At 74.5% G+C, this 24,861-nt stretch carries 22 protein-coding genes; 8 read left to right on the top strand and 14 right to left on the bottom strand.

From position 1 onward, the window contains the following. Nucleotides 1-136: 136 nt before the first annotated feature. Nucleotides 137-1,555, bottom strand: a complete 1,419-nt coding sequence (gene aceA, locus M0638_RS11675) for an isocitrate lyase (RefSeq protein WP_248667167.1) — start codon at nt 1,553-1,555, stop codon at nt 137-139. Between the two features lie 173 nt (nt 1,556-1,728). Between aceA and M0638_RS11670 the strand changes: the two genes are divergently transcribed. From M0638_RS11670 to M0638_RS11645, 6 genes are all read left to right on the top strand, one after another. Beyond that, nucleotides 1,729-3,147: a helix-turn-helix domain-containing protein gene (locus M0638_RS11670; RefSeq protein WP_248667166.1), complete on the top strand. Its 1,419-nt coding sequence runs from the start codon at nt 1,729-1,731 to the stop codon at nt 3,145-3,147. Nucleotides 3,148-3,294: 147 nt separating this feature from the next. Continuing rightward, nucleotides 3,295-4,164, top strand: coding sequence for a tetratricopeptide repeat protein (locus M0638_RS11665; RefSeq protein WP_248667165.1), 870 nt, complete (start codon nt 3,295-3,297; stop codon nt 4,162-4,164). 122 nt (nt 4,165-4,286) lie between these two features. Further along, the gene (locus M0638_RS11660) at nt 4,287-5,456 is read left to right on the top strand and encodes a flagellar motor protein MotB (RefSeq protein ID WP_248667164.1); all 1,170 of its coding nucleotides are present in this window, start codon (nt 4,287-4,289) and stop codon (nt 5,454-5,456) included. A 97-nt stretch (nt 5,457-5,553) separates the two neighbouring features. After that, nucleotides 5,554-6,420, top strand: a complete 867-nt coding sequence (gene motA, locus M0638_RS11655; RefSeq protein ID WP_248667163.1) for a flagellar motor stator protein MotA — start codon at nt 5,554-5,556, stop codon at nt 6,418-6,420. Nucleotides 6,421-6,657: 237 nt separating this feature from the next. Next, complete coding sequence (locus tag M0638_RS11650) at nt 6,658-7,149, top strand: PaaI family thioesterase (protein ID WP_248667162.1); 492 nt, start codon at nt 6,658-6,660, stop codon at nt 7,147-7,149. Between the two features lie 260 nt (nt 7,150-7,409). Beyond that, nucleotides 7,410-8,756: an amidase gene (locus M0638_RS11645; protein WP_248667161.1), complete on the top strand. Its 1,347-nt coding sequence runs from the start codon at nt 7,410-7,412 to the stop codon at nt 8,754-8,756. Nucleotides 8,757-9,017: 261 nt separating this feature from the next. On the opposite strand, the gene M0638_RS11640 is transcribed toward M0638_RS11645, so the two are convergent. Then, nucleotides 9,018-9,461, bottom strand: a complete 444-nt coding sequence (locus tag M0638_RS11640) for a hypothetical protein (RefSeq protein WP_248667160.1) — start codon at nt 9,459-9,461, stop codon at nt 9,018-9,020. A gap of 321 nt (nt 9,462-9,782) precedes the next feature. Between M0638_RS11640 and gph the strand changes: the two genes are divergently transcribed. Next, nucleotides 9,783-10,451 (top strand): phosphoglycolate phosphatase, encoded by a 669-nt coding sequence (gene gph, locus M0638_RS11635; RefSeq protein ID WP_248667159.1) that lies wholly within the window; start codon nt 9,783-9,785, stop codon nt 10,449-10,451. A 31-nt stretch (nt 10,452-10,482) separates the two neighbouring features. On the opposite strand, the gene M0638_RS11630 is transcribed toward gph, so the two are convergent. The 12 genes from M0638_RS11630 to M0638_RS11575 all read right to left on the bottom strand — a co-directional run bounded on the left by M0638_RS11630 (nt 10,483) and on the right by M0638_RS11575 (nt 23,223). Next, on the bottom strand, nt 10,483-11,286 hold the full coding sequence (locus M0638_RS11630) for a DUF3108 domain-containing protein (RefSeq protein ID WP_248667158.1): 804 nt from the start codon (nt 11,284-11,286) through the stop codon (nt 10,483-10,485). Nucleotides 11,287-11,514: 228 nt separating this feature from the next. Next, nucleotides 11,515-12,117, bottom strand: coding sequence for a HupE/UreJ family protein (locus tag M0638_RS11625; RefSeq protein WP_248667157.1), 603 nt, complete (start codon nt 12,115-12,117; stop codon nt 11,515-11,517). Beyond that, entirely contained in the window at nt 12,117-12,833 is a 717-nt protein-coding gene (gene ureG / locus M0638_RS11620; RefSeq protein ID WP_248667156.1) for an urease accessory protein UreG, read from the bottom strand. Before ureG ends, M0638_RS11625 begins: the two co-directional genes overlap by 1 nt. Then, complete coding sequence (locus M0638_RS11615; protein ID WP_456316033.1) at nt 12,830-13,597, bottom strand: urease accessory protein UreF; 768 nt, start codon at nt 13,595-13,597, stop codon at nt 12,830-12,832. The genes ureG and M0638_RS11615 overlap by 4 nt, the downstream gene beginning before the upstream one ends. Then, complete coding sequence (locus M0638_RS11610; protein ID WP_248667155.1) at nt 13,542-14,165, bottom strand: urease accessory protein UreE; 624 nt, start codon at nt 14,163-14,165, stop codon at nt 13,542-13,544. The genes M0638_RS11615 and M0638_RS11610 overlap by 56 nt, the downstream gene beginning before the upstream one ends. A gap of 8 nt (nt 14,166-14,173) precedes the next feature. Then, nucleotides 14,174-15,886, bottom strand: a complete 1,713-nt coding sequence (ureC, locus tag M0638_RS11605; protein WP_248667154.1) for an urease subunit alpha — start codon at nt 15,884-15,886, stop codon at nt 14,174-14,176. Nucleotides 15,887-15,890: 4 nt separating this feature from the next. Then, nucleotides 15,891-16,196 carry an urease subunit beta gene (locus M0638_RS11600; RefSeq protein ID WP_248667153.1) on the bottom strand — a complete coding sequence of 102 codons (306 nt, stop codon included), beginning with the start codon at nt 16,194-16,196 and terminating at the stop codon, nt 15,891-15,893. Nucleotides 16,197-16,206: 10 nt separating this feature from the next. Beyond that, nucleotides 16,207-16,509 carry an urease subunit gamma gene (locus M0638_RS11595; protein ID WP_248667152.1) on the bottom strand — a complete coding sequence of 101 codons (303 nt, stop codon included), beginning with the start codon at nt 16,507-16,509 and terminating at the stop codon, nt 16,207-16,209. A gap of 87 nt (nt 16,510-16,596) precedes the next feature. After that, the gene (locus M0638_RS11590) at nt 16,597-17,436 is read right to left on the bottom strand and encodes an urease accessory protein UreD (protein ID WP_248667151.1); all 840 of its coding nucleotides are present in this window, start codon (nt 17,434-17,436) and stop codon (nt 16,597-16,599) included. Between the two features lie 221 nt (nt 17,437-17,657). Beyond that, entirely contained in the window at nt 17,658-18,383 is a 726-nt protein-coding gene (locus M0638_RS11585; RefSeq protein WP_248667150.1) for a sulfite exporter TauE/SafE family protein, read from the bottom strand. A gap of 121 nt (nt 18,384-18,504) precedes the next feature. Beyond that, a complete protein-coding gene (locus tag M0638_RS11580) occupies nt 18,505-19,671 on the bottom strand; it encodes a response regulator (protein WP_248667149.1) in 1,167 nt (388 codons plus the stop codon). Nucleotides 19,672-19,818: 147 nt separating this feature from the next. After that, entirely contained in the window at nt 19,819-23,223 is a 3,405-nt protein-coding gene (locus M0638_RS11575) for a hybrid sensor histidine kinase/response regulator (RefSeq protein WP_248667148.1), read from the bottom strand. Between the two features lie 247 nt (nt 23,224-23,470). On the opposite strand from M0638_RS11575, the gene urtA reads away from it, so the two are divergent. Then, nucleotides 23,471-24,721: an urea ABC transporter substrate-binding protein gene (gene urtA, locus M0638_RS11570; RefSeq protein WP_248667147.1), complete on the top strand. Its 1,251-nt coding sequence runs from the start codon at nt 23,471-23,473 to the stop codon at nt 24,719-24,721. Nucleotides 24,722-24,861: the final 140 nt, after the last annotated feature.

Here is a 24,861-nt window from a genome sequence, read left to right as displayed (position 1 = left end):
GGGGGGGGGGGGGGGGGGCCCCCCCCCCCCCCCCCCCCGTCTCTCCCCGCCCTCGCGGCGCCCCGCGCCACGGGCCCGGCCGTGGCGGGGGCTGGAGGGGGCGCCGCGCCGGAGACCGGCGCGGCGCGGATCGGCGCTACTTCGCCAGCACGGGCTCGCCGCGGCGCTCGTCGCTGGCCCAGGAGTGGCTGTGGACCAAGCCGTCATCGTGGTCCACCGGCTCGCCGCCGATGCGCGGCGTGTCGCCGCCGTGCGCGTGGAACTGCGCCGTCTCGGTGCTGTGCGCCATGGCGGTGGTGGAGGAGGTGCCGCCCGAGGCGGTGGTCGCCACCGCGTCGAAGTAGCCCACGCCCACCTCGCGCTGGTGGCGCGTCGCGGTGTAGCCCTCGGCCTCGGCCGCGAACTCGGCCTGCTGCAGCTCGGAGTAGGCGGCCATGCCGCGCTCGGCGTAGCCGCGGGCCAGGGTGAACATCGAGTAGTTCAGGCTGTGGAAGCCGGCCAGCGTGATGAACTGGAACTTGTAGCCCATCGCGCCGATCTCGCGCTGGAACTTCGCGGCCTCGGCCTCGCCCATCTTGCGCTTCCAGTTGAAGGAGGGCGAGCAGTTGTAGGCGAGCATCTTGCCGGGGAATTCGCGGTGGATGGCTTCCGCGAAGCGGCGCGCGTCGCCGAGGTCGGGGTCGGAGGTCTCCCACCAGAGCAGGTCGGCATAAGGGGCGTAGGCGAGGCCGCGGGCGATCGCGTAGTCCTTGCCGACGCCGGGCTTGATCCGGAAGAAGCCTTCCGGCGTGCGCTCGCCGCTGATGAAGGGGCGGTCGCGCTCGTCGATGTCGGCGGTCAGGAGCTGCGCGCTCTCGGCGTCGGTGCGGCAGAGCAGCACGGTGGGCACGCCCTCCACGTCGGCGGCGAGCCGGGCGGCGTTGAGGGTGCGGATGTGCTGCTGGATCGGGATCAGCACCTTGCCGCCGAGATGGCCGCACTTCTTCTCCGAGGCGAGCTGGTCCTCGAAGTGGACGCCGGCGGCGCCCGCCTCGATCATGGCGCGCATCAGCTCGTAGGCGTTGAGCGGGCCGCCGAAGCCGGCCTCGGCGTCGGCGATCACGGGGGCCATCCAGTAGGTGTCGTCGCCCTTGCCCTCGAGGCGCGCGATCTGGTCGGCCCGGCGCAGCGCGCCGTTGATGCGCTTGATCACCTTCGGCACGGAGTCGACCGGGTAGAGCGACTGGTCGGGATACATCTCGCCCGCCGAGTTGGCGTCGCCCGCCACCTGCCAGCCGGAGAGGTAGATCGCCTTCAGCCCGGCCTTGACCTGCTGCAGCGCCTGGTTGCCGGTGAGCGCGCCCAGCGTGTTCACGTAGGGCTCGGTCTTCAGCAGGTGCCACAGGCGCTTCGCACCCATCTCGGCCAGGGTGTGGCGGATGCGGAAGGAGCCCGCGAGCTTCTCGACCTCGGCCGGCGAGTAGTCGCGCCGGATGCCGGCGAAGCGGTCGGGCTCGGCGGCCAGGGAGCCGGCGGAACCGTCGGGGGAGAAGGTCGGGTTGGTCTCGGGACGCATGCGACGATCCTTTGTCTGTGCCGCGATGCGTGAATAATTCACATTGCCAGGGCGAAGTTCAGCCCCTTTATTGCGTGTAAACCGGCAATGGCGTCGTGGTTTTTACAAGACATCTGTAAAAACTGTAAACCATGTGAAGGCCGCCGGTCGAACGGGTGAGGATCGAACCGTCTATGTCGCGTCCCATGATCGGCCGCACGGTGCGGCGCCTGCGCCAGGAGCAGAGCCTGACCCAGCAGGCGCTCGCCGGCCGCCTCGGTATCTCCGCGAGCTACCTGAACCTGATCGAGCACGACCAGCGCGCCGTCACCGCCGGGCTGCTGATCAAGCTGACCGAGACGCTGCAGGTCGATCTCGCGGCGCTCTCGGGCGGCGAGGAGCGGCGGCTGGAGGCCGGGCTGCGCGAGGTGATGGCGGACCCGCTGCTCGGCGCCGAGCAGGTGCCGGAGAGCGAGATCGCGGCGCTGGCCGGCACGGCGCCGAACGCGGCGCGGGCGGTGCTGTCGCTGTACCGCGCCTGGCGCGTGGCGCGGGAGGATGCGAGCGGCATCGCGCTGCCCTCCGGCCGGCGGCTGCTGCTGCCCAACGAGGAGGCGCGCGACTTCTTCCACGCCCACGTCAACCACTTCCCGGCGCTGGAGGAGGCGGCGGAGCGGATCGGCGCGGAGCTGGGGGCGAGCCCCGCCGAGATGAACCACGCCGTGGCGGAGCGGCTGCGGCGGCAGCACGGGCTGACCGTCTCGGTCGGGCCGCTGGAGGGGGCGCTGCGCCGGCACGACCCGGCGGCGCGGCTGCTGCAGCTTTCCGACGCGCTGCCGCGCGAGAGCCGGGGCTTCCACATGGCCTTCCAGCTCATGCTGCTGGAGGCGCGCGAGGCGGTGGAATCGGTGCTGGCGCCGGCGGAGCCGACGACGGGCGAGGCGGCGGCGCTGATCCGCATCGGGCTGCTGAACTACGCGGCGGGGGCGCTGCTGATGCCCTACGCCGCCTTCCTCGGCGCGGCGAAGGCGCTGCGGCACGACGTGGAGGGGCTGGCGGCGCGCTTCGGCGTCTCCTTCGAGCAGTGCTGCCACCGGCTCTCGACGCTGCAACGGCCGGATCAGCGCGGCGTGCCGTTCTTCTTCCTGCGGACCGACCCGGCGGGGAACGTGGACAAGCGCTTCTCGGCGGCGGGCTTCCCGTTCGCGCGCTTCGGCGGCTCCTGCCCGCGCTGGATCGTGCATTCGGCCTTCGCGACGCCGGGGACGCTGCGGGTGCAGCTCGCGACGCTGCCGGACGGCGCCGCCTTCCTGTGCTTCGCGCGCACCGTGACGGGGCCGGCGGCGCGCTGGGGCGAGCCCGCGCCGGTGCACGTGGTGGCGATGGGCTGCGACGTCTCGCGCGCGGGCGAGGTGGTGTACGCGGACGGGCTGGACCTGGAGCACGCGGCGGTGGGGATCGGGCTGAGCTGCCGGCTGTGCGACCGCGCCGACTGCCGTTCCCGCGCCTTCCCGCCGCTGGAGCACCGGCTGGCCTTCGACCCGCAGGTGACGGGGGCGGCGCCCTACCGCTTCGAGGTGCGCGGGACGCGGGGGGCGCGCCCGGGGGGGTAGCGGCCGGCGGACGGGGCCGGCGGGAGGGGCCGGTGGGCGGGGTCGGTGGGGAGGACCGTCGGGAAGGGCTGGCGGGAGGGTCCGGGGAAGCGGTGGTGGGTGCCGGCAGACGCCTTGGCGACGGGCCTCGGGATAGGAGGCCAAGGCATGGCGGCAATTGCGAACGATTCGCGCGTCGGTTATCGAGCGGGGCATGTCCCGCCGCCCCCGCCGTGCCCCCGCCCCCGCCGTGCCCCCGCCCCCGCCCCCGCCCCCGCCCCTGCCCGGCGTCGCCGCATCTCCTTCACCGAGCTCAACGCGGCGGGGCCGGAGGCGCTGGCGGCCGCCTTCGCCGCGCCGCCCGAGGAGGCCGCTCCCTGGGTGGAGGCGGCGGCCCGCTACGGCTCGGCCCGGGCGCAGGCGCGCTGGGGGCAGATGCTGCTGGAAGGGCTCGGCGTGCCGCAGGACCAGGCGACCGCCCTGTTCTGGTTCCGCTCCTCCGCCAGCGCCGGCGAGCCGGAGGGGCTGAACATGCTGGGCCGCTGCCACGAGCTCGGCCTGGCGACGCCGGTGGACGACGCGGCCGCCGCCGAATGCTTCCGCCGCGCGGCCGAGGGGGGATTCGACTGGGGGCAGTACAACTACGCCAACATGCTGGCGCGCGGCGACGGCGTGGCGCGGGACCGTGCGGCGGCGCTGCGCTGGTACCGCGCCGCCGCGGCGCAGGGGCACGCCAAGTCGATCAACATGGTCGCGCGCTTCATGGAGGAGGGCTGGGAGATGCCGCGCGACGCGGCGGGCGCCGCCCGGCTCTATCGCCTCTCGGCCGAGCGCGGCGACTTCCGCGGGCAGTTCAACCTCGGCGTCCTGCTGACGGATGCGGGCCGGGTCGAGGAGGCGGCGCGCTGGTTCCGGGAGTCGGCGCGGCTCGCCAACGGGCCCTTCCGCCGCTCGATGCTCACCCGCCTCGGCGGGCGGACGGAACCGGAGATCCGCGCCGTGCTCGCCGAGGTGGAGGCGATGCTGGCCACCGGCTGAGGGCGGTTGGGGGCGGCCGCCGCGACCGGCGCCGCGGTCCGCGTCGGCGGTCGCGACGGCCGTCCTTAGGCGCACATTAAGCAGCCGCGACGCACCCTGCCGCGCATGGAGCGGGGCGCGAGATGAGCAGGCCAGGCAAGCGCGGCGGCGCGACCATCATCCTCAAGCGCATCGAGGAGGGCGAGCACGGCCACCATGGCGGCGCGTGGAAGGTCGCCTACGCCGACTTCGTGACGGCGATGATGGCGTTCTTCCTGCTGATGTGGCTGCTCAACGCCACCACGGAGGAGCAGCGGCACGGCCTGGCGGACTACTTCTCGCCCAACAACCTGCTGGCGCGCTCCATCTCCGGCTCCGGCCAGCCCTTCGGCGGGCGCACCCCGAACGAGGACGGCAACGCCACCTCCAACCTCGGCGCGATGCGCATCGAGCCCGGGCCGCGCCCGGTGAACATGGACATCGAGGAGGACGACAGCGACACGCCGGCGGGGCTGGTGCAGCGGCGCGAGGGCCGGCCGGGGCAGGACGAGGACACGACGCGCGTCCGGGCGCAGGCCGGCCCGGGGCAGCAGGGCGGGCAGGCGGGAGGCCGTGCGGGCGACCGCCCGGGCGGGGCGACGGATGGCAGCGCGGATGGCGGGGCGGCGGCCGGGAGCGCCGCCCAGGCCGCCATGCCGGGCGCCGCGCCGCCCGTTACCGTGCCGCCCGTCACCGTGCCGCCTGGCACCCCCGCCGCGCTGGCCGCGGAGCGGCTGCCTGAGCAGGTGCTGCGCGACGAGCTGGCGCGGCGCGAGCGCGGCGAGTTCGAGCGCGCGGCGGCGCAGATACGCGCCGCCATGCGCGAGGACCCGGCGCTGGCCGAGCTGGCGCGCCAGCTGCTGGTGGAGCAGGCGCCGGAGGGGCTGCGCGTCCAGCTGCTCGACAGCGACCGGCAGCCCATGTTCGCCTCCGGCGGCACGGCGCTGAACGAGCGCGCGCGGGCACTGGTGCAGCGCGTGGCCGCGGTGCTGGCGCCGCTGCCCAACGCCATCGCCATCAGCGGCCATACCGACGCGACGCCGTTCCGCGGCACGGAGCGTTCCAACTGGGAGCTTTCGGCCGAGCGCGCCAACGCCACGCGGCGGCTGCTGGTGGAGGGCGGCGTGCGCGAGGGCAGGCTGCGCTCCGTCACCGGCCAGGCCGAGCGCGAGCCGCTGCTGCGCGACCAGCCCAACGCGGCGGCGAACCGGCGCGTCTCGATCCTGCTGCTGCGGCAGGCGCCGGACCGGGTGGCGGGGGCGCCTTCGCCGTGAGCGACCCTCCCGCGCCCCGGCGCCCCGCGATCCGCCGCCGCGCGGCCGGCCCCGCCCTCCCCGCTTCCGCCCTCCCTGTGATGACCGGGCCCGTGCCATGACCACGATCGGCGGCTTCGTCTTCCTGCTCGTCTGCGTCTTCGGCGGCTACGTCGCCTCGGGCGGGCATTTCGAGCTGATCCTGCACGCCCTGCCCTTCGAGGGGCTGATGATCGGCGGCGCCGCGATCGGCACGCTGGTCATGTCGAACAGCGTGGCGGACATCAAGCACGTGCTCGGCGGCTTCGGGAAGATCTTCAAGGGCTCGCGGTTCGGGCGCGAGGACTACGTGGACCTGCTCAGCCTGCTGTTCTACTTCGTGCGCCTCGCGCAGACCAAGGGCGCGATGGCGCTGGAGCCGCACATCGAGCGGCCGGAGGAGAGCGCCGCGTTCCAGAAATTCCCGCGGATCGCCGCGAACCACCACGCGGTGGCGCTGATCTGCGACTACCTGCGCATGGTCGGCATGAACGCCGACGACCCGAACCAGATCGAGGACCTGATGGTGCGGGAGCTGAAGAAGCTCCACCACGAGGAGATGCACCCCTCGCACGCCATGCAGTCCATGGCGGACGCGCTGCCGGCGCTCGGCATCGTCGCGGCGGTGCTCGGCGTGGTGAAGACCATGGCGAGCATCGACCAGCCGCCGGCGATCCTGGGCAAGATGATCGGCGGCGCGCTGGTGGGCACCTTCCTCGGCGTGCTGCTGGCCTACGGGCTGATGGCGCCCTTCGCCGCGCGGCTGAAGAGCATCATCGACGAGGAGGCGAAGTACTTCGAGGTGATCCGCGCCGTGCTGGTGGCGCACCTGCAGGGCAACGCGCCGCAGGTCTCGGTGGAGAGCGGGCGCAAGATGGCGCCCTCCGGGCTGATGCCGAGCTTCTCCGAGCTGGAGACGGCGTTGCAGGGGTTGCAGATCGCCTGACGCGCGCCCGCGCCGGCCGGCGCGCGGGAGGGACCGCCGGCGCGCGGCCTGCCGGCCGGGCGGCACGGCGGCGGCGCAACGGCGGCGCGGGAAGCGGCCGGCGACGCGGCGGGGCGATGCGGCGGGGCGACGCGGCGGGAAGGGGGCGGCGCGCGGCCCGGAAAGCCTCCGGACGCGGCTCCCGGGCGGCGCCTGGGCTCTTGACGGCGGGCGGGCGGGCGGGCCAGGGCATGCGGCATGAACGACGCGACGCCCCCCGCCCCTGCCCCCGTCCCCGCCCCGACTTCGCAGGACGACGAATTCGCCGCCGTCTCCGCGCCGTACCACGACCTGCTCGGGATGCGCCTCGTGCACTGGGAGGACGGGTTCGCGCGCGTGACCTGCGAGGCCGGACCGCAGCACGCCAACCGCTCGGGAATCACGCATGGCGGCGTCTGCCTCTCGCTGATCGACCAGACGGCGGCCTATTCCGGGCTGTGGTGCAGCGTGCCGGGGAACGTGCGGCGGGCGGTGACGATCGACCTCGACTGCCGCTTCACCGGGCAGGTGCTGGGCGGCCGGCTGACGGCGGAATCGCGCATCGTCACGCGCGGGCGCAACATCTTCTTCTGCCGCACCGAGGTGTTCGGGCCGGACGGGACGATGGTGGCGTTCGGCGCCTCGACGCATCGCTGGCGCCGCGGCAGCGAGACGGTCGAGGGCGTGCCGGCCGACTCGAAGGTCTTCTGAAGGCCCGTCCGGGCGGCCGGCGGCGGAGGGATGGCGAGGGATCGCCCGAACCGGGAAGCAGGGGCCGCCGACGCGACGCGACGCCTCGTGCCGGGGCCCCGACGCTCCCCCTCCCCCCGGGCGCGGAAGGGACCTGCCGGCCCGACCGGCCGGCCACTCGAACAGGCCCCGAGAGGGGACCGGACAGCATGGAGCAGGGACAGCGTGGGACAGGGAGTGGACGCATGTCGCAGGTGAGCCGATCCGGCAGGGGCCCCGGGATGGCGGACAGCCTGGCCGGTGCCGCCGCGGCGCTGGCCGCCGGCCGCGCCACGGCGGCCTCGCTCGTCGAGGACGCGCTGGCGCGCATCGCCGACCCGGCCAGGCAGGGCGGCACGGCCTTCCTCGCCGTGGATGCCGAGGGCGCGCGCGCCGCGGCCCGCGCCATGGACGCGCTGCGCGCCGCGGGCGCCGCGCCCTCGCCCTGGGCGGGCATCCCGATCTCGGTCAAGGACCTGTTCGACGTGGCGGGGCAACGGACCCGCGCCGGCTCCGTCGCGCTGGACGACGCGCCCCCGGCCGCCGCCACGGCGCCCGCCGTGCTGCGCGTCCAGCGGGCGGGCTTCGTCGTGCTCGGGCGGACCAACATGGTGGAGTTCGCCTTCTCCGGCCTCGGCGTGAACCCGCACCACGGCACGCCGCTCTCGCCCTGGGACCGGGCGACGGGGCGGCTGCCGGGCGGCTCCTCCTCGGGTGCGGCGGTGGCGGTGGCGGAGGGGATGGGGCTCGGCGCGCTCGGCACCGACACGGGCGGCTCCTGCCGCATCCCGGCGGCGCTGTGCGGCATCGTGGGCTTCAAGCCGACGGCGGCGCGGGTGCCGCAGCAGGGGGTGCTGCCGCTCTCGCCCACGCTCGACAGCGTCGGGCCGCTGGCCAACACGGTGGGGTGCTGCGCCGTGCTCGACGCGCTGCTGGCCGGCGCGGACGCGCCCGTGCCGCCCGATGCCGGGCCCGTCGCGGGGCTGCGGCTCGGCGTGCCGCGCCACTTCTTCCTCGACGGGCTGGACGCGCCGGTGGCCGCCGCCTTCGAGCGGGCGCTGGAACGGCTCGCCGCCGCGGGCGCGCACCTGCACGACCTGCCGCTGCCGGAGGTGGAGGAGATCGCCGCCGTCAACGCCGCCGGCGGCTTCACGGCGGCCGAGGCGTGGAGCTGGCACCGCGGGCTGATCGGCCGCGCCGGCGACCGCTACGACCCGGCGATCCTGGGGCGCATCCGGCGGGGCGAGGCGATGTCGGCGGCCGACTACATCGCGCTGCTGCGCGAGCGGGCGCGGATCACGGCGGCGGTCGCGACGCGCACCGGGGCGTTCGACGCGGTGCTGATGCCGACCTGCCCGCTGGTGCCGCCGCCGCTCGCGGCCGTGGCCACGCCGTCCGAGTACAACCGCATCAACCTGCTGCTGCTGCGCAACACGGCGGTGGCCAATTTCCTCGACCGCTGCGCGATCAGCCTGCCCTGCCACGCGCCGGGCGAGGCCCCGGCCGGGCTGATGCTGATGGGCGAGCGGATGGGCGATGCGCGGCTGCTGACGGTGGCGGCGGCGGTGGAGTCGGCGCTGGCGGGCTGATTCCCGGCGGCCCGGTTCGCCGCTCCGCGGGCAGCCCGGCCCGGGGGCGACGCGCGGGAACGAGGCCGCGTCCCGAAGCCCCTGCCCGCAAGGCGGCCGCGCTTCCTCCCGTGCCGGCAGGAGGCGACGGCCGGCGGGAACCGGCAGGGGAAAGGGGACCCGTGGCCAACCGCGCCCCGGCCCGAGGGGGGCCGCCGGAGCCGTCCCGGCCTGGCCGATCGGGCCGGAGCGGCGTTCGGTTCCGGGCCTGTCGGCCCGGCTTCAGCGCACGCGGGTCGGGCGGGCGTCCGGGTCGGGGCGCGGGCCCATCACGGCATCGCCGCCATAGGTGGAGAAGCGGTCGGTCTCCGCCTCCTGCCAGCCGAACCAGCCATGGCCGCGCCATTCGTGCTGGCGCGCCTCCAGGTCCACCGCGTTGTGGCGATGGAAGACGGCGGTGACGGCCTCGACATGTGCCTCGTCCACGTCGGCCGAGACCACGAAGCCGCCGCGCCGGATGCCCTCGGCGTAGATGTGGTGCTCCTCGGGCGGCATCGGCAGGGTGCGCAGCGAGGCGCCTTGGTGGTGGTCCGGCACGCCCGGCTCAGCCGCATGCACCTCGACCTGGTCGAGCGTGGCGGCGCCGGAGGCGACCAGGTCCTGTACCGTCCGCTCCGCCTCGTCGCGGTTGTCGAACAGGCCGGTGATCATGCGCATGGTGGTCACGACGTTTCTCCGTGCTGCGGTCGTCCGCCATCGGTCGGCGGCGGGTTGCTGGGACGAGACGGGGTTGCGGCGGGAAAGGCGAAAGGCAGGCGGGAACCGAAGGCGAAGGCGAGCCGGAACGAGCATAGGCCGGGCGAGCATAGGTCGGAATGGAGGCCGGCGGGATGGGCTCCGCCGCATCGCGGCGGAAACGGCGGTGCGGGCCGGACGTTGCAGGCGGTTCGTTGCGGGCCGGTCGTTGCTGGCCGGCCCGGCCGGGGGCGGGGCCGGTGGCCGGACCGGGTGCTTCCGGCGGCCGGGCGGCCGCCCTACCCTGCCGCGATGCGACGCATCGCTCTCTTCGACCTCGACGGCACGCTGGTGGACAGCGTGCCCGATCTCAACGCCGCGCTGGATCGGCTGATGGCGGCGCGCGGCCTGCCCGGCTTCGACCGCGCGGCGGTGACGGGCATGGTCGGCGACGGCGTCCGCGCCCTGGTGGAGCGGGCGCTGGCGGCGCGCGGCCAGCCCTTCGACCCGGCGGCGCTGGTCAGCTTCACCGCCGACTACACGGCGCATGCCACCGACGCGACCCGCCCCTTCCCCGGAATCCCCGAGGCGCTCGACGCGCTGGCGGCGCGGGGCTGGCGGCTGGCGGTCTGCACCAACAAGCCGGTGGCGGCGGCGCGGGTGCTGCTGGAGACGCTCGGGCTTTCGGCGCGACTCGACGCGATCGGCGGCGGCGACAGCTTCCCGGTGCGCAAGCCCGATCCCGGCCACGTGCTGGGCACGCTGGCGGCGGCGGGCGGCGTGCCGGAGGCGGCGGTGATGGTGGGCGACCACCACAACGACGTCGCCGCCGCCGCCGCCGCCGGCCTGCCCTGCGTGTTCGTGACCTGGGGGTACGGTCCGCCCGCCATGGCGGATGGTTGCCCCCTGGCGCATGCCCCGGCCGAGTTGCCGGACCTGCTCGATTCGATGCTGCCGGCGCGCGTGGCCGGCGGCGGCTGACGGACCCGGGAGGCGGGGAGCCCCGGACGGGTCAGCGGCGGGACGCCGGCTCCGGCGGGGCAGCGGCCGCCGCCGCGGCGTTCTCCAGCGTCGCGACGGCGGTGCCGAACCAGCGCGTCGGGGCCTCCACCCGGACGGGCAGGAGCGGCGCGCCGGGCAGCGGGCGGGCGAACCAGACCGTGCCGGGGCGCGGCTCGCCCGCCTCGTCGCCGGCGTCGCGCCGCTGGCCGTCGGTGACGCGGCTGAGGTAGTCGCAGCGCAGCGCCTCGCCCGACCAGGGGCCGGCGGCGATGCGCTGCACGCCGGTGGTGCGGACGGCGAATTCGGTGCGGCGGCGGCCGTCGAACACCGCGAGCGTCGCGTCGCAGCGCCCGGTGCGCGCGGCCTGACGGGCCAGCCCGACCAGGGCGGAGAGCATGTCGGTCGTGCCGCGCAGCCGCTCCGGCGGCACCGGGGCACGCTCCGGCTCCAGGGCGGGCTGCAGGACGCGCAGCGCCGGCAGGGGGCCGGCCTCGAAGTCGATCGCGGTCAGGCGCGCCTCGCCGCGCCAGGAGCCCTCGGTGCGGTAGCGGCGCGGCGCGGCGCGGCCGTCCCGCCAGCCGCCTTCGGCCAGGCTGCGCAGATCGGCGCTGGCGAGCAGGCGCGCCACGCCGCGGGTGCTGGTGAGAGTCTCAAGCCGGTAGCCGGCCTGGTCCTCGTCGAGCGCCGCGTCGATCCGCATCACGGTCATCCCCGCCGCCTCGACCGTGTAGGCCAGGGTGATGCCCGCCCCCCGTGCCGGCCCGGCGGACAGGGCGGCGAGGGTGGCCAGGAGGAGCGGGAGCGGGCGGCGCATGGCAGGCATGTTTGTGGCGGGAGGGCGCGCCGCAAGGGCGGCCCTGGCGGCCCGCGTCCGGTCGCGGACCGCGCCGGCCCCGGCCGCCGGCGGCGGGCCATCCGCGCGGGCGGCGGGCGGGAGGCGCCCCGAACGGCGCCTGGTGACGGGGCCTTGGGGGTGGGGCGCCCTGGGGATGGGGCGCCCTGGGTGGGGCGACCGTGACGCCCCTGGCCGGCCTCGTCCCGCTCAGCCCTGCACGATCAGCAGCGCCACCATCGCCACCGCCATGGCGCCGCCGGCCACGCGGGCCAGACGCTGCCCCAGGCGCTCCCGGCCCAGCCCGGTGCCGACCACGAGACCGAGCCCGTGCAGCAGCGCGGTCGCCAGCAGGAAGCCGGCGCCGTAGGCGAGCGCCCCGGCGCCCGCCAGCATCTCGGTGCCGTGGGCATGGCCGTGGAACAGGCCGAACAGTGCCGCGAGCCCCGCCGCCGCGGCGACCGGCAGGCGTGCCGCGAGCGCCGCCAGGGCGCCGAGCACGATCACCGAGGCCACGATGCCGGACTCGGCCATGGGCAGCGCGACGCCGGCCATGCCGAGCGCGCCCCCCAGCGCCATGGTGCCGAGGAAGGCGGCCGGCAGCGCCCAGAGTGCGCGGCCGCCGAGCAGCCCGGCCCAGAGGCCGACGGCGACCATGGCCATCAGGTGGTCCGCGCCGCCGAGCGGGTGCAGGAAGCCGGCCGTGAAGCCGGCGGCGTGGCCGATGCCGGTGTGGGCGGAGGCGGGGAGCGGCGACAGCGCCAGGGTCGCCACGAGCGCCGCCACGGCGGCGACGGGAAGTGGGCGGCGCATCAGGCGGCCCTCCCGTGCGGGTCGTCGCTGCCGATGCCGCCCGCGCCGCCCACGGCGATGCTTCCCACGCCGCCCGCGGCGATGCTTCCCGCGCCGCCCACGGCGATGCCGCCGGATTCGAGGATGAAGTTCGCGATCTCGTCCACGCCCCGGTTCTCCTTGAGGTTGGTGAAGATGAAGGGCCGCTGGCCGCGCATGCGGCGCGCGTCGCGGTCCATGACGGAAAGGTCGGCGCCGACCAGCGGCGCGAGGTCGATCTTGTTGATGACGAGCAGGTCCGAGCGGGTGATGCCCGGCCCGCCCTTGCGCGGGATCTTGTCGCCGGCCGAGACGTCGATGACGTAGATGGTCAGGTCCGCCAGCTCGGGCGAGAAGGTGGCGGCGAGGTTGTCGCCGCCGGACTCGATGAACAGGATCTCCAGGCCGGGGAATTTCCCGACGAGGTCGTGCACGGCGGCGAGGTTGATCGAGGCGTCCTCGCGGATCGCGGTGTGCGGGCAGCCGCCGGTCTCGACGCCGACGATGCGCTCGGGCGCCAGCGCGCCGGAGCGGGTGAGGAATTCGGCGTCCTCGCGCGTGTAGATGTCGTTGGTGACGACGGCGATGTCGTGGCGGTCGCGCAGGTGCTTGCAGAGCCGGTCGGTCAGCGCGGTCTTGCCGGAGCCGACCGGGCCGCCGATGCCGACGCGGAAGGGGCCGTTGGCCGGTCTGGTCATGAGCGGAACAGCCTCGTGTACTGGGTTTCGTGGCGCATCGAGAACAGGTCGAGCACCGGCGCGGCGGTGCCCAGATCGTCGGGGCCGGCGAGCAGCGCCGTCTCCGTCGCGCCCTGGACGGCGGGCAGCAGCGCGGCGGTGGCGGCCTGCCCGTCGGTCTGGCCGAGCGGCACGAGGCGCACCCCGGCCGAGACGAGGTTGGCGGCGAAGGCGGCGAGCCAGCCGAACAGCGCCGGCCGCAGCGCCACGCCCTGCCACGCGGCGGCGGCGCCGAAGGCGACGGGATGCGCGAGGCGGCGCGGGTGGCGCGCGGCGAGGGCGGCGAAGTGCGGCTCCGGCCAGGCGGCGGCGGTGACGGCGACGAAGGCGGTGCCCTGCGCCATGGTCTCCAGCGCCGTCTCGGCGGTGCCGCGCCAGGCGGCGGCGAGTTCGGCCACCGCGTCCAGCGCGGCATCGTCCCCGGCCGTGGCGGCGCGGTGCGCGGCGGCGAGCAGCGGCCCGTCCACGGCCCCGGCGCCCTGGCCGAGCACAGCGGCGACGTAGGCGACCAGCCCGGCGCGGTCGCGCACCGCGCCGTCCTCGACGGCCGTCTCCAGCCCGTGGCTGTAGGTGTAGGCGCCGACCGGGTAGGCCGGCGAGAGCCAGGCCAGCAGCCGGTAGAGCGCGGCCTCGCCCGGACCGGTCATGCCCGGCTCGGTCGTGCCCGGCTCAGTCGTGATGATGGTGGTGCCCATGGCCGTGCGGGTGGTCGTGCCCATGGTCATGCGTGTGATCGTGGGCGTGGTCGTGGCCGTGCGCATGTCCGTGCGCGTGGCCGGGCGCGTGCGTCGGGTCGCGGAAGTGCTGGTGCGTGGAGCGGTTGTGCTCGCCATAGGCGCCGCCCTCCGGGTTGAAGGGCGCCTGCACCGCGCGCAGCGTGGCGCCGAGGCCGCGCAGCATCGCCACGATCACGTGGTCGTCGCGGATCAGGATGCGGCCGGGCGACAGCTCGGCCGGCAGGTGGCGGTTGCCGAGGTGCCAGGCGAGGCGCAGCAGGTGCCCGGGCGATTCCGCCGTGATCTCCACCAGCGGCTCCGGCGCGGCGCGCACGGCGACGACGCTGCCGTTCTCCAGCAGCAGCCCGTCGCCCTCGCGCAGCACGGTGGCTTCCGGCAGGTCGAGCAGGAAGGCGAGGCCGGCCTCGCCCACGAAGCGGCGGCGGCGGCGGTGGCGGTCGTCGTAGTCGAGGGTGACGAAATCCGTCGCCAGGGTCCGCGTCATGTCCCACTGCCCGGCTTGCAGCACGGCGGTGGCGCGGGGCAGGGTCTCGCTGCTCCCATTGGCTTCGTTCATGGCAGGCCTCAGAACAGGAAGTAGCGCTGCGCCATGGGCAGCACCTTGGCCGGCTCGCAGACCAGGAGCTGGCCGTCCGCGCGCACCTCGTAGGTCTCGGCGTCCACCTCGATCCTCGGGCAGTAGTCGTTCAGCACCATGTCGCGCTTGGAGATGCCGCCGCGCGTGTTGCGCACCGCCAGCAGCGGCCGCTCCAGCCGCAGCCGGTTGGCGATGCCGCCGTCGAGCGCCGCCGCCGAGACGAAGGTGACGCCGATCGCCGGCAACGCGCGGCCGAAGGCGCCGAACATCGGGCGGTAGTGGACGGGCTGCGGCGTCGGGATCGAGGCGTTGGGATCGCCCATCGGCGCGCAGGCGATGGTGCCGCACTTCAGCACCATCTCCGGCTTCACGCCGAAGAAGGCCGGGCTCCACAGAACGAGGTCGGCGAGCTTGCCCACCTCGACGCTGCCGACGTACTGCGCGATGCCCTGGCTGATCGCGGGGTTGATCGTGTACTTGGCGACGTAGCGCTTCGCGCGGAAATTGTCGTTGTCGCCGCTCTCCTCCGGCAGCCGGCCGCGCTGCTGCTTCATCTTGTGCGCGGTCTGCCAGGTGCGGATGATCACCTCGCCGACGCGGCCCATCGCCTGGCTGTCGGAGGACATCATTGAGATGGCGCCGAGGTCGTGCAGGATGTCCTCGGCGGCGATCGTCTCCCGGCGGATGCGGCTCTCGGCGAAGGCCACGTCCTCGGGGATGCGCGGGTCGAGGTGGTGGCACACCATGAGCATGTCGAGATGCTCGTCCAGCGTGTTCACCGTGTAGGGCATGGTCGGGTTGGTGCTGCTCGGCAGCACGTTGGGCTCGCCGACGAGGCGCAGGATGTCCGGCGCGTGGCCGCCGCCCGCGCCCTCCGTGTGGAAGGCCTGGATGGTGCGGCCCTTCAGCGCCGCGATGGTGCTTTCGACGAAGCCGCTCTCGTTCAGCGTGTCGGTGTGGATCGCCACCTGCACGTCCATCGCGTCGGCGACGGCGAGGCAGGTGTCGATCGCCTTGGGCGTGGTGCCCCAGTCCTCGTGCAGCTTGAGGCCGGCCGCACCCGCGACGATCTGCTCCTCCAGCCCCTTGGGCAGGGCGGCGTTGCCCTTGCCGAGGAAGCCGAGATTCATCGGGAAGCCCTCGGCCGCCTGGAGCATGCGCGCGAGGTGGAAGGCGCCCGGCGTCGCCGTGGTGGCGAGCGTGCCGTGCGCCGGGCCGGTGCCGCCGCCGAACATGGTGGTGACGCCGGAGGCCAGCGCCTCCTCGATCTGCTGCGGGCAGATGAAGTGGATGTGCACGTCGATGCCGCCGGCGGTGAGGATCTTGCCTTCGCCGGCGATGATCTCGGTGCCCGGGCCGATCACGATGTCGACGCCCGGCTGCGTGTCCGGGTTGCCGGCCTTGCCGATCGCGGCGATGCGCCCGTCGCGGATCGCGAGATCGGCCTTGACGATGCCCCAGTGGTCGAGGATCAGCGCGTTGGTGACGACGGTGTCGGCCGCGCCCTCGTCGCGGCCGCGCTGGGACTGGCCCATGCCGTCGCGGATCACCTTGCCGCCGCCGAACTTCACCTCCTCGCCGTAGGTGGTGAGGTCCTTCTCCACCTCGATGACGATATCGGTGTCGGCGAGGCGGATGCGGTCGCCCGTGGTCGGGCCGTACATGCCGGCATAGGCGGCGCGGGAGATGCGTGCGGGCATCGGCTCAGACCTTCCCCTCGACCTCGCCGCGGAAGCCGTGCACGACACGCGCCCCGGCGAAGGGCACGAGGCGCACCGTGCGGCTCTGGCCGGGCTCGAAGCGCACGGCGGTGCCGGCGGCGATGTCGAGGCGCTGGCCGCGCGCCCTGGCGCGGTCGAAGTCGAGCGCCGGGTTGGTCTCGGCGAAGTGGTAGTGGCTGCCGACCTGGATCGGCCGGTCGCCGGTGTTGGCGACCTCGATCTCGGTGGCGGGGCGGCCGGCGTTCAGCTCGATCTCGCCGGCGGCGGGGAAGATCTCTCCGGGGATCATCGCGCGGCCCTCAGCGGATCGGCTCGTGCACGGTGACGAGCTTGGTGCCGTCGGGGAAGGTGGCCTCCACCTGGATCTCGTGGATCATCTCGGGCACGCCCTCCATCACCTGGCCGCGCGCCAGCACCGTGGCCCCGTCGCGCATCAGCTCGGAGACGCTGCGCCCGTCGCGCGCGCCCTCCACCACGAAATCCGTGATCAGCGCCACCGCCTCGGGATGGTTCAGCTTCACGCCGCGCTCCAGCCGCCGCCGCGCCACGTTCGCGGCCATGGCGATCAGCAGCTTGTCCTTCTCGCGCGGCGTCAGGTGCATGGGCGGGCTCCGATGGGGCCGGTCGGGAGGCCGGCCGGCGAGTATGCGGGCGGCGGCGTCAGGTGGTCCAGAGGCGGGGCAGCCGCGTCATGTCGTCCAGAGGCGGGGCAGCCGCCCCGGCAGGCCGAGCGCCGCGCGCACCGGCGGGATCGCCGCCGAGAGCGCCGCCCGCACCGCCGTCGCGGGGCCCAGCCAGCGGGCCAGCAGCACGCCCTCGCGCGGGATGGTGGCGGCGCCGAGCGGCCCGGCCGCCTCGCGCAGCAGGGGCAGGAGCGTGGCGGCGTCCGGCGCGGCGTGGAGCAGCGTGGCCATGGCCCCGGCGCCGCCGAAGCCGAAGCGGTGCGCGAGGGCAGCCTCCGGCGTGTCCGGCAGGCGCAGCGCGTCGGCCCAGCGCAGCGCGCCGTCCACCCGCAGGCGCCAGGAATCGTGCAGCGCCCCGCGGGCGAACCGCTCGCCGCGCGCGGCGCGGCCGAACACCAGCATCTCCACGGCGAGCAGGCGGGCATCGGCGGCGAGATCGGCATCGAGGCGCCGCCGCAGCCGGGCGCCGTCGAACAGGATCGTCTCCTGCGGCAGCCATTCCAGCGTGGCGCCGGCCGCGACGCGCAGCGTGGTGCCGACCCGCGTCTCCGGCCCGAGCGAGCGGTACAGCTTCTCCGCCGCCGGGGTGCTGGCCGTGGCGGTGGCGCCGGCGCCGAGCGTCACCGCGACGCGCAGCGAATCGCCGCCCGCCAGCCCGCCCGCCGTGTTGACCAGCGCGCCGAGCGGCGGCTCGTCCGGCTCGGGCGTCGGGAACAGCACGCGCAGCGGCGCCTGCTGGTGGAGATGCGCGAGGACGGTGCGGCCCTCGCGGCGCGCGAAGCCCAGCTCCGCCACCCCGTCGGAACGCTGATGGGGGGCGCGCTGCTGGGCGGGCGAATCAGGCATCGGCGGCAGGATGCCATGCGGGGGCGGGCGGGCCAAACCGGGGCGGCGCGGCAACGGGCGGCCGGCAGCGGTGGGCAGAGCCGCGGCGGACGCGGCGACTCGATGCCAGCGGCATCGTGCGTCGTGGCCGCCGGGGCGCCGCCCCGGACCCCGCGAAGGGGCGAAGCCCCCTTCGAAACCCCCGATTCATAAGGAAGAAGCGGGATTCGCCGCCACGCGGATCAGAGGAACGCCGGCAGCAGCACGGCGATGCCGGCGCCCAGCAGCAGCCCGTCCAGCACGCGGTCGAACAGCCCGTGGCTCATCCGCAGCACGGCGAGCCTGGCCGAGAAGGAGCCGGCCATCACGGCGCCGCCCACCAGCAGCCCCTGCACGATCACCGGCTCCGGCAGCGCGCCGAATTCGCGGAAGGTCGCCACCTTGCCGATCATCAGCGCCAGCGAGGCCGCCGCCTCGGTGCCGAGGAAGGCGCCGCGCGTCAGGCCGTAGGCGAGGAAGGCCGGGACGCTGAGCGGCCCGGTGGCGATCACGAGGCCGGTGACGAAGCCGATCGCGCCGCCCGCCAGCGCGAGCTGCCACGCCCCGATCCGCCGGCCCGAGACCCGGAGCAGCCGCCGCGTCGGGATCATCGCGATGAAGAACAGGCCGAGCGCCAGCTCCACCGCGCGGGGCGGCAGCACCAGCAGGGTGCGCGCGCCGAGCATCGCGCCCGGCACGCCGGCGGCGGCATAGGCGGCGGCGGCGCGCCAATCCACCTCGCGCCACCAGGACAGCGTCTTGGCGAGGTTGGCCAGCACCGCGGCGATCGCCATGATCGGCACCGCCTGCTGCGGCCCGAACTGCCAGTTCAGCACAGGCAGCAGCAGCAGCGAGGAGCCGGTGCCGATCACGCCGCTCAGCGCCCCTGCCGCGAGGCCGACCGCCAGCACGAACAGGTAGGCCGTCACGCGCTCCATCCTGGCCTGTTCCGGCCTGCCCCGCTCCGGTCTGCCCCGCTCTGGCCTGCCCCGCTCTGGCCTGCCCTGCCCCGGCCCATCGGGTCCCGGTCCGTCCCGCCGCCCGGCGGCATCACGAAACCCCGGTGGTGCGCGCCACCACGGCGGCGGCGGCGGCGCGGTTCTCCACGCCGATCTTGCTGTAGATCCCCTCCAGGTGCTTGTTCACCGTGCGCGGGCTGAGGCCGAGGATCTCGGCGATGTCGCGGTTCGACTTGCCGGCGCCGATCCAGAGCAGCACCTCGGCCTCCCGCGCGGTCAGGCCGAGCCTCTCGCGCAGCAGTTGCGCGTCGCGCGTGGGGTCGGCGACCACCACGCGCAGCAGCAGCTCGTCCGGGCCGGCCTGGCCGACATAGTGCAGCTCCAGCGTCCGCCTGCCGCCGGCGACGGGGATGGCGATGCGCGGCGGCGGCCCGCTCCCGGCGCCGAGGGCCGTCCAGCCTGGCAGGACGGCGCCGAGGCCGAAGCCACCGGTGGCGGCACCCGGGGAAGTGCCCGAGGAAGTTCCCGGAGGATTGCCGGGGGAATTGCCAGGGGAATTGCCAGTGGGACTGCCGATGGGACTGCCGATGGGACTGCGGGGGGGATCGCGGAGGGAAGCGCCGGCGGAGGCGCCGACGGGATCGCCGCGGGGGCCGGCATCGGGGCCGCCCTCGGAGCCAGCGGCGGGAGCGTCGGGGGGACTGCCGGCGGGACCGGGCACGGGGTTGCCGCCGGCGCGGCGCTCCGGGGCGTCGCGCGGGAGCAATTCGGCCAGCAGCGCCGCGGCCTGCGGCGTCGCCCAGAGCACCCGGCCCTGCCGGTCGGCCGCCATGAAGAACCGCCCGGCCACGTCCAGCGCCATCTGCGCCGAGCGGGTGCGGCGGGCGTTGGCGAGGTGGGTGCCGATGCGCGCCACCACCGCCTCGGGCGAGATCGGCTTGGTCACGTAGTCCACCCCGCCCGCCGCGAAGCCGCGCACCACGTCGTCCGTCTCGGTCAGGCCGGTCATGAAGATCACCGGGATGGCCGCCAGCGCCGGGTCCCGCTTCAGGCGGCGGCAGGCCTCGAAGCCGTCGGTCTCGGGCATCACCGCGTCCATCAGGATGATGTCGGGCGTCACCCGCGCCATCACGCCCAGCGCCGCCGCGGCCGAGCGGGCCACCAGCACCATGTAGCCGGCCGCCTCCAGCGTGTCGTTCAGCAGCCCGAGCGTGCCCGGTACGTCGTCGACCACGAGGACGATGTCCCGGCGCTGCATTCGACCCCCATGAACGGCACCGGCGGGTGCCGCGCAGTGTTGGGCGATTGCCGCGGGGGGTGCAAGCGGCGGGCCGGCCGCGACGGGGAGGGCCGCGAAGGGGACGGCGGCCGAGGGGAGACGGCGTGGGGCGGGGCGGCGCCGCGCTCAATCCGGCGCCGGCGCCTCCAGCAGCCGCGACAGCTCCTCCAGCCGGTACTCGGCCAGCAGGGCCCGCAGCCGGGCCACGCAGTCCCGCGCCGCCGGCAGCTCCGCCTCGATCGCGTCGAGCCGCGCCCGCAGGCCGCCCACATACCCGATCGCCGCCAGCTCGCGCAGGTCGCGCAGCTGGTCCGGCCGCAGCGGCGCGGTGCCCGGCGCCGCCGGTAGGGGCGGCGGAACGGCCGGCGGCGCCGGCGGCGGCAGGGCGCCCCCGCCCGTGCCTTCGAGGCCCGTCCATTCCAGCCCGAGCAGCAGGGCGATCTTGTCGAGCAGCACCGGCAGGCTGACCGGCTTGGCCAGCACGTCGTCGTGGAAGCGCCCCCCCTGGTAGAGCTCGTCCGGCGGCGCCTTCAGCTCGCGCGTGTTGGCGGAGATGACGATGATCGGCGCGCGCGAGCCGTCCTCGCGCAGCAGCCGCGCCAGCTCCCAGCCCGGTATGCCGGGCATGGCGAGGTCGATCAGGAACAGGTCCGGCTGCCATTCCGCGGCGAGGCGGCGGCACTCCGCCCCGTCCGCCACGGCGAGCACGGTGAAGCCGAGCGGCGCCAGCAGGTCCAGCATCAGCGCCCGCTGCGAGGGATCGTCGTCGGCCACGATCACGCTGCGCCGCTCGCCGGAATAGCCGGTCACGCGCTGCGCCGGCGGCGCGGGGCGGGGGGCCTGCGTGGCCTCCGACAGCATCAGGCGCAGGCGGAAGCGGCTGCCCTCGCCGGCCCGGCTCGTCACGGTGATCTCGCCGCCCATCACCTCCGCCAGCAGCTTGCAGATGGTCAGGCCGAGCCCGATGCCGGGGGTCGACTCGGTTCCGGCGAGGCGCTGGAAGGGCTCGAAGATGCGCGCCTGGTCGGCCTCGGGGATGCCGGGGCCGGTATCGGTCACCTCGAACTCCGCGACCTGCGAGCGCCAGCGCAGGCGCAGGCTCACCTCGCCCTCGCGCGTGAACTTGATGGCGTTGGAGAGGAGGTTGAGCAGGATCTGCCGCAGGCGGCGCTCGTCGGTGTAGACCAGGGCGGGGATTCGCTCGGGCCGCTCGAAGCGGAAGCCGATGTGCCTGGCCTCGGCCTGCAGGCGCAGCATCTGGACGAGCTGGTCCAGGAATTCCGGCAGCCGCACCTCGTCGCGGTACAGCTCGATCCGCCCCGTCTCGATCTTGGACACGTCCAGCAGCCCCTCGATCAGCGCCAGCAGGTGCTCGCCGGAGCGGCGTATGGTGCGCAGCCCCTCGCGCCGCCGGTCGGAGAGCCCGCCGCCCGCATCCTCGCGCTCCAGCAGCTGCGCGTAGCCGAGGATGGCGTTCAGCGGCGAGCGCAGCTCGTGGCTGAGCCCGACCACGTAGCGGCTCTTGGCCTGGCTTGCCGCCTCCGCCTTCTCCTTGGCCTTCTGCAAGGCGGCGTCGGTGCGCCGGTGCGCGGCGATCTCGCTCATCAGCAGGCTGGTCTGGCGCTGCGTCTCCTCGCGCGCCACGCGGTGGCTCTCGCGCGCCAGCACCAGCAGCCACAGCACCACGCCGCCCACCACGAGCTGGATCAGGCACACCGTCCAGTAGGCCGAGGCCAGCTCGGGCGGCACGCCGGCGCGGCTGGCGATCGCCAGGAAGACCAGCAGGCTGGTCGCCACGAACAGGGCGAAGCCGGCGAGCCAGGCGCCGAGCGGCCGCGCCAGCGCGCGCATCGCCGCCTCGGGCAGCAGCGCGCGCATGAGGGTGCCGAGCTGCCGGTCCGCCCGCGCATGAGGCTTGCAGCCGTCGCCGCAGCGCGAATCGAGCGTGCAGCAGAGCGAGCAGATCGGGCCGGCATAGACCGGGCAGTAGGCCATGTCGGGCGGCTCGAAGGCGTTCTCGCACACCACGCACTGCAGCGAGCCGGCCCGGCCCCACGCGGCGCGCGGCTTGCGCGCGAGGTAGTAGCGCCCGCGCGTGCCCCAGGCGATCAGCGGCGCCGCGGCGAAGGCGATGCCGAAGGCGAGGAAGGTGGAGAGGGCCTGCGCCACCTCGCCCAGCATGCCGAAGGCGGCGAGCAGCGAGGCGGTGGCGGCGAGCAGCATGCTGCCGACGCCGACCGGGTTGATGTCGTAGAGGTGCGCCCGCTTGAACTCGATGTAGGGCGGCGACAGGCCGAGCGGCTTGTTCACCACGAGGTCCGCCACCAGTGCGCCGACCCAGGCGGCGGCGACGTTGGAGTAGAACACCAGCGCGCCCTCGATGGCGCGGTACACGCCGAGCTCCATCAGCAGCAGGGCGATGGCGATGTTGAACACCACCCAGACCACGCGGCCGGGATGGCTGTGCGTCAGGCGCGAGAAGAAGTTCGACCAGGCGAGCGAGCCGGCATAGGCGTTGGTGACGTTGATCTTGATCTGCGAGAGGGTCACGAAGACCGCCGTCAGCACCAGCGCCGCGACCGGCGAGCCGACCAGCAGCGCGAAGCCGAGCCGGTACATCTCCGCCGGCTGCACCGCCTGCCAGGCCGAGAGGCCGAGGCGCAGCAGCACGTAGGCCAGGAAGGAGCCGGCCAGCAGCTTGAGGATGTCGAACACGATCCAGCCCGGCCCGCCCGCCAGCAGCGCCAGCCACCAGGTGCCGCGGTTCTCCCGCGTGCGCGGCGGCAGGAAGCGGATGTAGTCCACCTGCTCGCAGGTCTGCGTCACCAGGGCGAACAGGATCGAGGCGGCGGCGCCGAAGGCCAGCAGGTCGAAGGGGCGGCCATCCTCCGGCGCGCGCCCGGCGCCGCCGAAACGCAGCCAGCCGTCGAGCATGCCGCCGTGCACGGCCAGCACGGCGGCGAGCGGCAGCAGGTTCAGCACCAGCCAGACCGGCTGGGTCCAGACCTGGAGGCGGCTGATGAAGGTGATGCCGTGCGTGACCAGCGGCACCACGGCCACGGCGCAGAGGATGTAGCCGAGCCATTCCGGCACGCCGAAGAAGGAATGCAGCATGGCGGCCAGGATCACCGCCTCGATGCCGAAGAAGATGAAGGTGAAGCTGGCGTAGATCAGCGAGGTGATGGTGGAGCCGATGTAGCCGAAGCCCGCCCCGCGCGTGAGCAGGTCGATGTCCACCCCGTCGCGCGCCGCGTAGTAGCAGATGGGCAGGCTGACCAGCACGATCAGCGCCGAGACCATGAGGATGGCGGCGATGCTGCTGGGCACGCCGTAGGCCATGGTGATGGTGCCGCCGATCGCCTCCAGCGCCAGGAAGGAGATCGAGCCGAGCGCCGTGTTGGCGACGCGCAGCGGCGACCAGCGGCGGGCGCGCACCGCGGTGAAGCGCAGCGCGTAGTCCTCCAGCGTCTCGTCCGCGACCCAGCGGTTGTAGTCGCGCCGCACCGGGACGATGCGCTGCCTTGTCGCCATGCCGCGTTCCCCGAGGGCCCGAGACGCTGCCGCCGCGCGGCGCCGTCTTCGCCGCAAGCCGTTGATTTCAGGCCCGATCCGGCCCGGACGCTGTCACGCGGCCGCTGGTCGCGTCAAGCGCGCCGGACTACGCAGTTTGACGTATTCCGGAGGACCAACGTCCTGGTCCAGCATCCGCGCCGCCAGATCCGGCCGTCCCTCCGCGGGGCGCCGGGCCCGAGACACGCAATCCGGACAGGACGCCGCGATGACCGAGACCAGGCTGCCCACGCTCTCCCGCCGCGCGCTGCTCGGCGGTACCACCGCCGCCTTGTCGCTGCCCTTCATCCGCCCCGCCGCCGCGCAGGGCGCGCCGATCAAGGTGGGCGTGCTGCACTCCCTCTCCGGCACCATGGCGATCAGCGAGACGGCGCTGCGCGACACGGTGCTGATGATGGTGGAGTGGATCAACGGCAAGGGCGGCATCCTCGGCCGCCGCGTCGAGGCGGTGGTGGTCGACCCGGCCTCCAACTGGCCGCTCTTCGCCGAGAAGGCGCGCGAGCTGCTGCAGGTGCACAAGGTGGACGTGACCTTCGGCTGCTGGACCTCGGTCAGCCGCAAGTCCGTGCTGCCGGTGTTCGAGGAGCTGAACGGCCTGCTCTTCTACCCGGTGCAGTACGAGGGCGAGGAGGAGAGCCGCAACATCTTCTACACCGGCGCCGCGCCGAACCAGCAGGCGCTGCCGGCCGTGGACTACATGATGTCGGCCGATGGCGGCGGCGCCAAGCGCATCGCCCTGCTCGGCACGGACTACGTCTATCCGCGCACCACCAACCGCATCCTGCGCGGCTACCTCAACAGCAAGGGCATCGCCGACGCCGACATCATGGAGGAGTACACGCCCTTCGGCCATTCCGACTGGCAGGGCATCGTCTCCCGCGTCAAGCGCTTCGCGGGCGAGGGCAAGCGCACCGCCATCGTCTCCACCATCAACGGCGACGCCAACGTGCCCTTCTACCGCGAGCTGGGCAACCAGGGCATCAAGGCCGAGGACATCCCCTGCGTCGCCTTCTCGGTGGGCGAGGAGGAGCTGGCCGGCATCGACACCAAGCCGCTGGTCGGCCATCTCGCGGCCTGGAACTACTTCATGTCGGTGAAGTCGCCGGCCAATGCCGAGTTCATCGAGATGTGGCACAAGTTCATCCGCAACCCGCGCCGCGTGACCAACGACCCGATGGAGGCCACCCTCATCGGCTTCAAGATGTGGACGCAGGCCGTGGCCAAGGCCGGCACCCCGGCGGTGGACAAGGTGCGCGAGGCGATGATCGGCCAGAAGCTGGACGCGCCGAGCGGCTACACGGTCGAGATGCACGCCAACCACCACCTCTCCAAGCCGGTGATGATCGGCGAGATCCAGGCGGACGGGCAGTTCAACATCGTGTACAAGACCCCCAACGCCATCCCGGCCGAGAACTGGTCCCGCTTCATCCCCGAGAACGCCAACCGGCGCCGCGGCTGATCGGGCCCGGCTGAATCGAGGAGGGCGGCGCACCGCGCAGGCGGTGCGCCGCTTCGGCACAGGGGGTGGCCATGCGACGACATCTGGCTGCGCTGCTGCTGGCCCTTGCCCTGCTGGGCACCGGGCCGGCTCTTGCGCAG

The sequence above is a fragment of the Roseomonas acroporae genome (genome assembly GCF_023223525.1).
Taxonomy (GTDB): Bacteria; Pseudomonadota; Alphaproteobacteria; order Acetobacterales; family Acetobacteraceae; genus Roseomonas_E; species Roseomonas_E acroporae.
Note: the sequence above shows the minus strand (reverse complement) of the source record. Positions and strands in the feature narration are given on the sequence as shown.